Here is an 11,836-nt window from a genome sequence, read left to right as displayed (position 1 = left end):
CCTTGAAAAGAAGCAGCCCGGGCTACCTGTTGGCTGTTTGACTGAACGCATCAAAACAGAAGCCCTGATAAAAACGGTGGAGGCGGTTGTCACCGCGGATGAACCAAAGCAGCAACTGGAAGCATTTACCACGGCAATGATAAGTGTACTTCCTGAGCGCCAGTCAAAAAAACATTTAGCCGGTTTAGATTTGGGCAAACAAGAGCCCACTAACTCATTAAAATACAGAGCAGCGGCATGAGTAAACGAATGAATATGTCAATCTAAAAAAACTTCGGAATCGAGTATCAATACTTAACTTGTAGTAATGCAGTTTCATCGTGACACTCATGGTGCTCATTTCACCGGGTTTTAACGAACCCATATCCACTTCACTGACCAAGCCAGTACCGATCACTTCAAACGGCTTCACCTCATGGCTATTACCTTTTTGTAAGCCGCCTTTGATTTTGACCGGTAAGCCATCATTACCCTGCTGTAGTCCAAAGTTTTCCAGCACAGTGGCATTCATGTCTTTAATACTAAAGGTGAGTTCTAAGCCTTCCATACCCACCATAATGGGCACTGGACCGTCCATGCCACCCGCATAAAAGTCTTCGGTTTTCGCCGTTAATTTCGGTGGGGTGATTTCTTCAATCACCCCGCGCATACTGACACCATCCAACCACAGACAGCCGTTATGGAGTTGATAACCTGCAAGCATGATTTAATTCCCCAGTAAGTTTTCATAATAGCGATCGGTCATGGACGACCTAAACACAACATGTTCAGCGGGTGCCGGAGGGGTAAAGTCAAAATCAAAATACACTTTACCGGCCGCTAAATTCTCCGGTGTATTTAATTCGTCGTTCGGATAGCATTCGCCGCCTAATATCGCACCCAATGCGGTTAATGTGCGCAAATAGCGATTCACGCCTTCCGATACATCGGCGAAATACGTCTTGGTAATATTCCGGTCTACCGCCCACAAGTGAGCACGCAATAATGAATCTTCGATAATGGCCTTGGTCCTCACCACATTAACAAAGGCCCATTTCGGATCTGAAATACAGGTGGTGCGGTTACCCCAGAGTCGATAACCATTTTCCTGAATAATGGTGGTGATATGATTTTCGTTGAGTAAATTGGCGCGGCAATTCGCATCCCCCAAGGTGAAATCAATGGGGCGGCTAGTACCAATAATGCCATTAATTTGCTTATTCGACGGTGAATGCCAAAAGCCTTTATCGTTATCCACTTTCGCCATCAGTCCCGCCACATACGACGATGGTGGTCTGTCTACAGACTGATTAGTATGAATATCCCAAACCTGCACCCAGGGATCAATTAAATACGCATAACGACTGTCATATTTATTTTTATACTGAATGGCTTCTGCACCCGTAGTATTCGGGCCATCCAGAATGGCCATGCCATTAAGTTGATTGGCGATCATGTCCAGTGCTTTACCCACCGGCTCTAATTGACTGTAACCAGGAGTAATCAGCAAACGGGGTTGTACACCTACCACAGATTTGGCTGCAGATAATGCATAAATACCGGTGGGTGGATCACTCTGACCATTACCGACTAAAGCACTGATTTGTTTGGCTTCCTCGCTTTCTTCCTTGACGCGAATAACGACTACTAACGCGCCAATCTGATCAAAAACCCCTTTAATAGCCGCCGGTAATGTGCCTTTATCACCTAGCTTTGTGGCTTCGCGTAAGGAGCCAGCGATTAATATCGGTTTATTTTCCGGAAAAGCCTGTTCATCTGCTTCGGGAGCGGTACCCACTAAACCAATGACAGAGCTTTTAACGGTACGAATTGGGCGCGGGCCGCTATCAATTTCCACGACCTCAACGCCATGTAGGAATTGTTCAGGCATGGTTCACCTTTAAATAAATGGACTGATTAAAAAAAGATTTAAGGAGAGAGGAATTAATGTCTATTAGGCGTCTGTGGTTGCAATGTTGGTCGTGGACGTCACATTGTGTGCTTTTTGTAATTCAATATTGGGATACCACTGCCCTGGGTTATCAATATGGCCGGTAATCGCGGCGGGTAACGCGATTAATACTTCACCGCTATCGGAATCGCGGTAAGGATGAATATGGGTATAGCGACCAAAACCTGCTGGTGAAAACTGTGTACGACAAAACGTCCATTTGCCTAAACGTGCCCCCTCACACCATACCCCCGATGCACGGCCTGCGAGGACTTTGACAAAGGCACCAATCGTGATAAACGTATTTAAGGGTATTGCCGATGCGGCTGAGTCCGCCGTATTGGGAAACGCTAGCCAGTAACTGATCGGCTCACGCTTGGTCCAGCTCAGTTTGATCACATTAAACGGCATGCGATAATGATCGTGGATATGCATATCCACGCCAATATCAAGCCCCATCTCTTGCAATAAGGCCATTTGGTCTGCGGTTCTATCCTTGGGATTCGCTTGAATGCGCATATGCACTGAGGCTTCAACATCATCATGTATTTGAAAATTAAAGGGGTGTTTTTGGGGATGATTTTCGTTTATTTCTAATTGTTGGTTATGGGTAATCACAATCCTCGGCAATAAATACAAGGTTTGATTTAACTGGTTATTAATTTTGGTAATACACTGCGCCATTTGTTGGTCAATATCCGTGATTTTATTGTTCACAGCGGTGGTTAATCGGTTACAGGCTAATACCGTTTCTGCTAATTGATTTTCAATACTCATGATGAAACCTTTTATTTTTCCAGTTGGTTGATACGTAAAAACAACTCAATATGCCGATGCATATTATCGATGGTCGCAGCCGCCATGGTGGCCAGTTCGTTGACCAGCAATAAATTAATATTTTCAGTGCCCACCACCACGTTGATGCTGTTGGTGGGGAGTGGTGATATATCCAACGTCAGCCGTTGAAGCCAATGACTGTTCGCCGATTTATAGGTTAATAAGTGATTGGGTTGCGAATGGACGGCCAGCAAAGTACCCGATGATAAAAACAAACCCATTTCCCGCACTTCATATTCTAATTCCCCTTTAAAAACAGCCCCCAAACGTAACTGAGTCGGACTTAATTCCTCATAATCTAGGATTTCGACACGTTGCCGCTCATTGACTAAACGGGTTTGATTGGGCTGTGGCGTATAACTTTTATCGCCCCCGGCCATATGGGTAATGGTGGCTTTAATCCCCGCGTGTTTAGCACTGATTAATTCCGCCAGACCGGCTTGGGTAAATTGCAGAATAGGATCACTCATGGTAATTGGACGCCCATCGTTAAATCATTAATGTGGTAACCCCGACATGCGGCCGCAAGCACTGGTTTCACCGTTAGCGCCTGATGGGGTAACTGGTTGGTTAGGGTGTCATGGCTATGCGTGTTCACCTGATAGCCAACACTCGCTGTATTCAGTGACTGCTGCAAACGGGGTGCTTGTAGAATGGCACTTTGGTAGGTTTGATCGCTGGTCTGAAGACCACGCTGTTGGATACCACTGACATAAAAGCGTGTATCCAAATTTAAGGTTAAACTCAGCTGGAAATGATCGCGCAGGCTTTTTACCTGGTGGATCAGTTTCTCCATACGCTTAATAGTGTCCTTACTGGCAGGTACACCACGCCGTCGCCAAGCCATCACTTCAAAATGGTACGGCTCGCCTACAGGATCGAGTTCATACCAAGCCCGGATATCACTCTCATAGCCCAAGGCATCCAACACCAGACGGATACTCTTGCGGGTACCTTTAATAAGATGGGTTTCAATCGAGGACTTAATCACCTGGCGTTTAATGTCGCTGGTCCAGTTTTCATCCCATTCATCCACTGATAACGCCCAGGCTAACCAGGGTAAAAGCAGTTCAGGGCATACATCCGGTTTCCAAATAATATCGGGACGTGCCGGAATCACCGACACACGCGCACAGCTGCCTTCTAACGCACGTTCAAAGGGCGAAGCATTACTGGGCAGTAAAGACATTGAGTTTTTTTTAGTACGGGAGGATATAGTTTAGGAGGTAAAATTAAGCCGTAAAATTCAGTGCAATTTTAGTGTGTTTAGGCGCTTGCCATTGCTCGGTGACAATATCGCTGGTGGGTAATTTCAATTCCACCCGGTGTACACCACCGGTATGCAGCGCATCATAAATACCCGAGATAGCCACCGTTTTACCCAAGGCAAAACACTGCGCTAAATAGCGGTTTAACTGTTTTTCGACTTCGTGTTGAATCGCATCTTTTGAAGGGCCATGAAAGACATGCACATCCGCTTCAATGTGGTAAGGAATGATCTCAGCTCTTCGAATAATCACTTTATCCGTCAATGGTCGGATATCTTCACGGTTTAACGTGGCGTCTAAAGCCTGCTTAATTTCCTGGTCAAGCGCCGTGTTGACTTCACTACGCGGTAAATAACAAACCGTGACTTCTCCCGGCTTTAGCGAATAAGGCATCACGTCCAGTATTTGATCATGGGCTTTGCTGGCATGGAATAAATACGCCCCTTCAGGGCCTGCGGTAGAATAGCCTTCAGGCCCTAGCTGAATACGTCGCCTAAATTCATCATCACTTTCCATGACGGCGGGGATAGGTCGATTATCCTTAATTTCAGCAGACTTAATCATTTTACGCTTTACCCCATAATTGGCACCGATATGATCGAGATCTGCGCCTTGGGCATAGGCTAATAGCAGAGACTGAGCACGCTCATTAAATTGCTGACGAATGAGTAACTCACGATAGGCCGAGATTTCGAGGATTTTATAAGCCGGATCGGATTCCACGAGTGCGGTAAAACCATAGCTTTTTAATTGATCAAGCATCGTATTAAAAATGCTTTCGTAATCCAGTTGCTCGATCACCTCCGGTGCGGGTAACTGGGATAAATCAATTGCGGTATATTCGCTCATAATGTAATACCGTCCATGATAATGGGATTACCATCGGGTAAATAAATACCCTCTAAATAAATCGTTATCTTGCCAGGTTCTGCTCGGCTAGGCGCGGCCTTGGTAAGCTTAAAACGAGGCTCCCAACGGGCTAAGGCTTCAGCGGTAGCGGCAATTAACTCTAAGCGTAAAGCTCCATTTAACGGTTCATCGATTAACTCAGGCAAGCGACTGCCATACTCACGCCGCATGACACGATTGCCAATGCGGGTGGTTAGAATATCAGTAATCGATTGCTTAAGGTGGTCAATGCCGAAAAGGGTTTGGCCTGTTTGGTTGTTTATACCATGCATAATATATGAAGCTTAGCCTATTTGATTGAGTTATTAATAACTCCCTTCTAGACCATTTTCTTTAATGTATTTTTCTGCACACTTTTTCCAGAAAGCTGCTTTTTTACTATCTATTATACTTTTATATTCTATTCTTTGATTATTCGGAAAATCATGAATAATACTTAAACCATATTTATGTGCTGCATAGATAGAAAAAGCATATCCAGCACGTGTTAGCTCATCATCCTCTTCATTGTAATTATGTATTAATGCCTCTAGTGCCCACATTTCCATTTGCATTGCTCTATCAGTTTCTTTTTTGCATAAATTATATTTGTTATCATTCAGCATTAAGCAAAATCCCGTTTCAAACCGAGAAGTTATATTTAGTTTTAAACATGCGCCAGCATTATGATTTTTACATGCTGACTCATAGAGCTGAATGCCTTTTTTTGATGCGTTAGAATAAAGAAATGAATGAAAGTGGTCTAAATACGTCAAAGTGTCACTTTTAAGTGCATTTGGGTTGTCTTTCATGTATTTATAAAAGCCCATTCTACCCTCAGCATAATATAGGGTACCTAATAATCTCTCAGCTTCAGGGTCATAATCCACAAACTTTGAAGAGATACTTTTTAATAAAGATAGCCTTTGTTTATATTTCTTTACATCAAGCTCTTTTGCATAAAATTCAAAGTATGAAAACACATCACGACTCTCATACATTTTAGAAAGTACCGTGGCATCAATCTCAATTAAGTGGTCATATTTTTCTTGAACGGATGCAGTAGAATCTAAAAGCGCCCAATCAAAGCCTAGTTCTTCACCCTTTGCCAAGCTTGCTACAAAAAGCAAGCATGCAAGTAGAACCGATCTCATTATCATTTCCCCAGAAAACAACATAAAAAAAGAGCTATTGTAACCCTCAAACCTGCTATTGTCTTGGTTTAGGTGGCGTATGGTGTTGATCTAAATGGCTGTTATAAATGGCACGATCTGCCGCCATACTGCGGGTTTTATCGGTAATATCGCCAGTGGCTTTGATTTTACCTGTTACATGCAGATCACCAATCATGTTGATGCCTGCCGGCGAATGTAGGGTACAAGTACCACCCTCAGGTAAATGAATATCATAATGGTGCTGTTCGCGGTTATATTGAATCTGCGCCCCATCTTTGTAATAACTGCCTGATACTTCAGGTGTCTTATTCGGAGCAGAATAGTTATCTTGATAGACAGCGGGCAAAATAAACCCTTGGGCTAACTCACCACAAGGTGATAACACCACCACTTGCTCACCTGCTTCGGGTGCCCACCAAGACCGATCATGGCTGGCTCTCGCTGTTAACCAGGGTAGCCAATCCGTCGTTAGCTGGTCCATTTGTACCCGTGCGCGGGCGCGATCATAGTCCACTTGCCTTATAATGCCTGGTCGAATCAGGTTTTTAACCAGGCGAATCAGTTCTTCGGTATTAAATAGGTTCGTATTCGGGTTCATGGGCTTTGCCTGTCTTGGGTTCATGGCTGGCTAATACGGTTTTCGGTGGTTCGCCATCATCGTCCCAAATGGACTCACCGATATAAAAAGACTGTTGCCAGGTCACTTCCCAGCTTTCATAACCTTCCGTATCGGGATTAAATAACGCCGGCATCGCTTGGATATGCTCGGGTAAGCACACCACATTATTTAATCCCCATAACCCAGTTTCAGGCTGGTTTAACAGGTCCATCACTTCACAGGCCAGATAACGAATTTTAATAGCAAGGTTATCGGTGCTATTGCCCAGCACAATATAACTAAACCAATCAGCGTTAATGAGCTGACGACCATCACCGGGATTTTCACCCACTTCCATCTGATGCATCCCCAAATAAATCCCCGGTGATTGCAGACATTTACCCGGATTATACGCATGCACAAACTTAAGTCGGTCACTGAAATGATGTTTAAATGTTTTCACCATGGCTTGGTGAATGATTTCAACAGGACTGTTTTTATTCATGATGTAAGGCGTAATTCAGTTCTTGTTCCAATAGTGTGATCAGCCGCTGTTGGCCACGTTTCAGGATTTGGATAACGACAGGTTTAGCCACCGGTTCAATGGCTTGTGTTTGGTAAACTAAGGGTAAACGTTCCTTACCTTCCCGTTTAAAGGCCGCATTATTCGCATTAATCATGAACGCATCATGACGAAAGTGTTGACCGGCTTTAACACCACCCGCGACTTCTTTAACCTTACCAAAGTAACCTAAACCGACAGGGGCAATACCTAGCCAAACCTTAATTTTACCTTCAGCATACACTGTGGTGACATGCACGCGGTGTTTCTTAAAAAGATTGCGCTTCACGCCAGAAGCATCAACAACTGCTTGAATTAATAACCGTTCGATAAATGCCGTGTATTTACGTTGTGCGCGCTTAATCGCCCGTTTAACGTCCACATGCGTTTGATCTAACCCCATTAAGACTTCATTGAGCGAGTCATGGATATCAACGGAGACTTTCATTCAAACTCTCTGCCGCTATTAGACGATTCATAAGGGGATAATTTAATGATGGCCATGCCCGTATCTTTTTTTAACGGTGGCCAGTTGAGATGATAAGGCTGCTCATCGATTACCACATATTCATGGTGCTCAAGCGTGGTTAAGTCGCTCGTAGTCACATGTAATTCAGGCGTCGCATAATTTAACGGGATTTTATTCAGCTTGCCTTCCTGGTCGCGCCAATAAAAAATACCAGTAATGGTCTGGCCATCCCCTAAATAAATTGGACGGCCATACATCGCCATGCGCTCTTGATTCAGCGCTTGCTGCAGGCTTTGGAATGCACTCATGGTTTATTTTAAAACGCCAGTTAATAACGCTGAGCCATTGGGGCGAGCAGGCACCACCAGGGGTGCAGATTGGGTCATCACATATTCCACAGACGGATCTTCCTGCACCCAGGATTTAGGGAAGGTACGCATAGGCCGTAATACTTTGACATCCATAATCGCGCCAAAACACTGCACACCTTCCACATCACCCACGGGCATCACCACACCTTCAGGTAAAAACGGCTGCATGTTGCCTGCATCATCCTGATACTGACGACTGTCGCAGTGTAGTTTTAACCGTCCACCACCCAGAGAACCCACAAACACCACATCATCTGCAGCGGTTTGGGGTCCACGATCGATAGTGGCATTAGTGCCGGCAACCTGGGTATCCAGCTGGTCCCGTATTTGTTTATTTTTCCGCATGCATTTCCACACGGCAGGCCCAAAATAAATATCCTTGGCTTGTGAGCCACCCGGCACTGAAGCCATGGTTACACTGGATTCCTCGAGGTCATCGACAATAAGGGCATCCTCATCCGTCCACGGTTTTTTAACCTTAATGGTCAGCGCACTATTTCGACCATAATTGACTTCGCATTTAGGATAGTTTTCACCACTGATGGTGACTTTGCCATACAATAAACTTTGCACGGCCATCCACTCCAGACGGTTATCAATCGCTTCGGCCTGTTGGATAAATAATTCCATTTTATAAATATTCTCGACTTTGGCCATTTAGAAGCTAAGGCATTGCAGGTAAAGCAATACTGTTAGTGGTTATAACCTGAATTAACTCATGTCTAATGAAAACCATGATATGAATTAATTCTAACCCGTTGTTTCTAATAGCTTATTTTTAGCCGTCATGTGTATTCAATAATGGCCAAAGCCGAGAAATATTGTAACGCTGTGCTGGCGATAAACTGCCTAAATAGGCTTCACCGACACGGCGTTTCATCATCGGTTGCGGTTTAACGGCATTTTTCGGTTTGATATACGCCGGCTTAAAGCTTTTCACTTCATAACCTTGATCCGGTAGTGGTCTACCTTCCAACATCGGTGATACAAACGGCGCAAGTCGTCGTTCACCAAACACTAATTCAAAATTAATTTGCTCTTCCTGTGATTCATAAATCGAGGAAAAGTATTTATTTAAATAATACGGAAACGGTTTTTTCTTGAATTCGATCGTACGCACCAGCGTAATCGTATCGCGGTCGATATTAATGGTCATGGCGATTGATACCTATAAAATAGCTGTGTGAGGGCTGCTTAGAAAGGAGGGAGAGAACAAGTGTGAAAAATAATTATTTATGTATAGCTAGGTGTTTTTAAAAATATCCCACGCACACGAAAAGGCTGGGTAATGGTTTGTTCAGTGTGTCCATTACCTAAATGTAGGGCAGCCGGGTTAAAGCAACCGGAGGCATACACACCTGTAGATTGTGCATGGCTTTTCGCATCCACGGCGTACGCTAAAATACAATCCGGTACCTGACTCCCATCCGTTGCCGCCGCATCCGATAGCACAAACTCACCTTGATCATTACGACCTAATACCGCATTCGCGGGCAGTTGCTGGCCTTTGGCAATGGTGACGGTCATGGTGTTGACCTTGGTTTCCCCTGTCATTAAGGGCACGAGAGGCTGAACGGAATAATGATTACTAGCGGCATGCATGGCTGTTATCTCCTGCAATTAAGTTAAAGTCGGCCAACATTTGTTGAACGTCAGACTTGGCCTCTTCTGACGTTTTAGGGGTGGCTTCCGATGGAATATTCGGGTGCTGGTCGTTATTCATGTGTTGGGTAAAGGCGCTTTCTGTGGTGTTTTCTTTTTTCGGTGTAACCGCTTCTGCCTTGGGTAACGTCTCCAATAAGGCTTTAGCATCCTCTGCGGCCATTCCGGATTTAACCAGATGTATTGCCGTGGTCATTCGGCCTTCAGCGGCATCACACTGCAAAATACTTAAGCAGCGTTCCCGCTCTTGCTGGATTGCATTGGCTTTAATGGCATCGGTATCAACGGGTTCTACGGCAGGTTGTGTGCTTTTTGCTTGGGGTTCAGTGGTGGTGGTCATAATGGCCCTTGTATCGTTCAGGTGGTGGGTAAATACTGCTAACGCTTGGCTAGCGGGTAAGATCTGGTCAATTAAGCCCATTTCTTTAGCTTGTTTGGAGGAGTAAATAGCAGCTTCTGTTTTACGTATCGCACTCGTCTCTAACTGACGATTTCTTGCTACCGTATCGACAAATAGCGTGTACAGTGAATCGATTTCTTGTTGAAAACGTTCTTTTACACCATCAGGTAATGGTTGATAGGCATTACCATCGGCTTTATGCGCACCAGCATGGATAAAGGTGACATGAATACCCAGCTTTTCGTGAGCTTTGCTTTGATCGACATGGGCCATGATCACGCCAATACTGCCCGTTTGTGCGGTTCTCGGGGCAATGACATGGTTAGCGCCTGAGGCAATGGCATAGGCGGCACTGGTTGCCTGTTCATCCACTAACGCCCAAATGGGTTTAATCTGACGTGCTTCGTAAACCGCATCGGCCAAATCCATGCAGCCATTAGCACTGCCCCCAGGGCTATTAATGTCCAGTAAAATACCCCGCACGTCGTCATCTTCTAAGGCGGTATCTAACTTGGTTTGAATGCCATCGTAACCCGTCATCCCACTATACGGATTTAAATAGCCATAACGGTGAGTTAATGTGCCTTCAACAGGAATTACCGCAATGCCATCCTGAATTTGGTAAAGCTTTCGTTCACGGGCTTGATAATTAGCAGCACTGGCTTTTAAATCGGCCAGCAATAACTGCTCACCATCGGCTAACGTTAAGCTCTGTAACTTAAGCCGTTCAGCCAAGGCCCCAAAAAAAATCCGGGCATAACCCGGATTCATTAATAATGGTTTATTGATTAATTCATCAAAGATCATTCTGCTGTGGCCTTGTTAACAGCTGGATTAGAATTTGGGCTGGGAGGCGACAAACCGTACGCTTTTAATTCTTGGGCTTCTCGTTGCCGTTGCTCTAATACTTCCTGATAATCTTTACCCAGCATCATGCAAAGCTCTTCGAAGGTAATTGCACCCAGAGCATATAATCTTTCCAGGCGTTCCACCTCTTTTACGCCATCAATATGGGTTTGGCCTTGGGCGATCCAATAACAGCGCGTCCAGGCGGATGGATTTTGATAAAAGTTAGCGTTCCCCGGTAATTCAATCACGCCCTTATTAATCATTTCTTCCAGCCATAGCGCATAAATCTGCTGACAAAAACGGGCTGGAATAATATGCCGTACACTTAAAAAGAATTTCCAGCTTTCTAACATACTGGCCCGGGCACTGGAATAATTGGTTTTACTAAAATCCCTACTTAATTGTTCAAAACTGATATTTAAACTGGCTGCAATATGACGTAATAAGGTGTCTTCGAAGTTTTCAAAATACGGATTAGATTTAGCCGTTTTTAATTCGAGTTTTTCATTAGGAAATAAATGCGGAATGCGCGCACCGTTATAACTCGATTCCGAAGTTTTTTTAGGTTGACAAAGCTGTATATTTATTCAAGCTGCCATTCGGTGCTGTAATGAAGGCGTCGGCTCTTGCCTACCAAGATCTAAACCCGCCAAATGTTTTTTCGAGTTACGCTCGGGTAATACTTTTTTTAAAGCCTTTGTAAAAGCTATCAGCTCTTTTTGTGGTTCATCCGCCATTACGATTTCTTGTACGGTTTTTATCAGGGCTTCAACTTTGAGACGTTCAGTTAGACAGCCAACAGGCAACCCGGGCTGTTTGTTTTCAAG

General features: G+C 44.5%; 19 protein-coding genes. 1 reads left to right on the top strand and 18 read right to left on the bottom strand.

The genetic code is table 11. The features are described from left to right. On the top strand, nt 1-241 hold a 241-nt coding region (locus tag F607_RS34815), incomplete at its 5' end, for a hypothetical protein (RefSeq protein ID WP_027709627.1). Here F607_RS34815 and F607_RS30865 read toward each other — a convergent pair. The 18 genes from F607_RS30865 to F607_RS34810 all read right to left on the bottom strand — a co-directional run. Beyond that, a complete protein-coding gene (locus F607_RS30865; RefSeq protein WP_051311698.1) occupies nt 218-703 on the bottom strand; it encodes a phage major tail tube protein in 486 nt (161 codons plus the stop codon). The two genes, F607_RS34815 and F607_RS30865, sit on opposite strands and share 24 nt — an antisense overlap. Nucleotides 704-706: 3 nt before the next feature. Then, nucleotides 707-1,777, bottom strand: a complete 1,071-nt coding sequence (locus tag F607_RS0120825; RefSeq protein ID WP_211233682.1) for a phage tail sheath subtilisin-like domain-containing protein — start codon at nt 1,775-1,777, stop codon at nt 707-709. A 156-nt stretch (nt 1,778-1,933) separates the two neighbouring features. Further along, nucleotides 1,934-2,707: a hypothetical protein gene (locus tag F607_RS33110; RefSeq protein WP_051311697.1), complete on the bottom strand. Its 774-nt coding sequence runs from the start codon at nt 2,705-2,707 to the stop codon at nt 1,934-1,936. 11 nt (nt 2,708-2,718) lie between these two features. After that, entirely contained in the window at nt 2,719-3,237 is a 519-nt protein-coding gene (locus F607_RS0120815; protein WP_027709625.1) for a phage tail-collar fiber domain-containing protein, read from the bottom strand. Further along, complete coding sequence (locus F607_RS33105; protein WP_051311696.1) at nt 3,234-3,956, bottom strand: phage tail protein I; 723 nt, start codon at nt 3,954-3,956, stop codon at nt 3,234-3,236. The genes F607_RS0120815 and F607_RS33105 overlap by 4 nt, the downstream gene beginning before the upstream one ends. A 43-nt stretch (nt 3,957-3,999) precedes the next feature. After that, a complete protein-coding gene (locus F607_RS0120805) occupies nt 4,000-4,884 on the bottom strand; it encodes a baseplate assembly protein (RefSeq protein WP_027709624.1) in 885 nt (294 codons plus the stop codon). Beyond that, the gene (locus F607_RS0120800; RefSeq protein WP_027709623.1) at nt 4,881-5,216 is read right to left on the bottom strand and encodes a GPW/gp25 family protein; all 336 of its coding nucleotides are present in this window, start codon (nt 5,214-5,216) and stop codon (nt 4,881-4,883) included. The genes F607_RS0120805 and F607_RS0120800 overlap by 4 nt, the downstream gene beginning before the upstream one ends. Nucleotides 5,217-5,249: 33 nt before the next feature. Then, nucleotides 5,250-6,077 (bottom strand): hypothetical protein, encoded by an 828-nt coding sequence (locus F607_RS0120795; protein WP_027709622.1) that lies wholly within the window; start codon nt 6,075-6,077, stop codon nt 5,250-5,252. 55 nt (nt 6,078-6,132) lie between these two features. Continuing rightward, entirely contained in the window at nt 6,133-6,696 is a 564-nt protein-coding gene (locus F607_RS0120790) for a phage baseplate assembly protein V (RefSeq protein ID WP_027709621.1), read from the bottom strand. Further along, complete coding sequence (locus F607_RS0120785) at nt 6,671-7,201, bottom strand: hypothetical protein (protein WP_027709620.1); 531 nt, start codon at nt 7,199-7,201, stop codon at nt 6,671-6,673. Before F607_RS0120785 ends, F607_RS0120790 begins: the two co-directional genes overlap by 26 nt. Next, a complete protein-coding gene (locus tag F607_RS33100; protein WP_051311695.1) occupies nt 7,194-7,706 on the bottom strand; it encodes a hypothetical protein in 513 nt (170 codons plus the stop codon). Before F607_RS33100 ends, F607_RS0120785 begins: the two co-directional genes overlap by 8 nt. Then, complete coding sequence (locus F607_RS0120775; RefSeq protein ID WP_027709618.1) at nt 7,703-8,035, bottom strand: head-tail joining protein; 333 nt, start codon at nt 8,033-8,035, stop codon at nt 7,703-7,705. The genes F607_RS33100 and F607_RS0120775 overlap by 4 nt, the downstream gene beginning before the upstream one ends. Before the next feature lie 3 nt (nt 8,036-8,038). After that, nucleotides 8,039-8,728, bottom strand: coding sequence for a major capsid protein (locus F607_RS0120770; RefSeq protein ID WP_169719832.1), 690 nt, complete (start codon nt 8,726-8,728; stop codon nt 8,039-8,041). 148 nt (nt 8,729-8,876) lie between these two features. Further along, nucleotides 8,877-9,254, bottom strand: coding sequence for a major capsid protein (locus tag F607_RS0120765; protein WP_027709616.1), 378 nt, complete (start codon nt 9,252-9,254; stop codon nt 8,877-8,879). A 77-nt stretch (nt 9,255-9,331) separates the two neighbouring features. Further along, complete coding sequence (locus F607_RS30850) at nt 9,332-9,700, bottom strand: head decoration protein (protein ID WP_051311694.1); 369 nt, start codon at nt 9,698-9,700, stop codon at nt 9,332-9,334. After that, on the bottom strand, nt 9,687-10,967 hold the full coding sequence (locus tag F607_RS30845) for a S49 family peptidase (RefSeq protein ID WP_051311693.1): 1,281 nt from the start codon (nt 10,965-10,967) through the stop codon (nt 9,687-9,689). Before F607_RS30845 ends, F607_RS30850 begins: the two co-directional genes overlap by 14 nt. Continuing rightward, nucleotides 10,964-11,590 (bottom strand): phage portal protein, encoded by a 627-nt coding sequence (locus F607_RS35850; protein ID WP_268967649.1) that lies wholly within the window; start codon nt 11,588-11,590, stop codon nt 10,964-10,966. The genes F607_RS30845 and F607_RS35850 overlap by 4 nt, the downstream gene beginning before the upstream one ends. 6 nt (nt 11,591-11,596) lie before the next feature. Further along, nucleotides 11,597-11,836, bottom strand: a 240-nt coding sequence (locus tag F607_RS34810; RefSeq protein ID WP_038291949.1) for a hypothetical protein, incomplete at its 5' end; no start/stop codon positions are given.

The sequence above is a fragment of the Zooshikella ganghwensis DSM 15267 genome, from assembly GCF_000428585.1.
In the GTDB taxonomy this organism is placed as follows: Bacteria; Pseudomonadota; Gammaproteobacteria; order Pseudomonadales; family Zooshikellaceae; genus Zooshikella; species Zooshikella ganghwensis.
The sequence above is the reverse complement of the archived record's forward strand: the minus strand, read 5'-3'. Positions and strand labels throughout refer to the sequence as shown.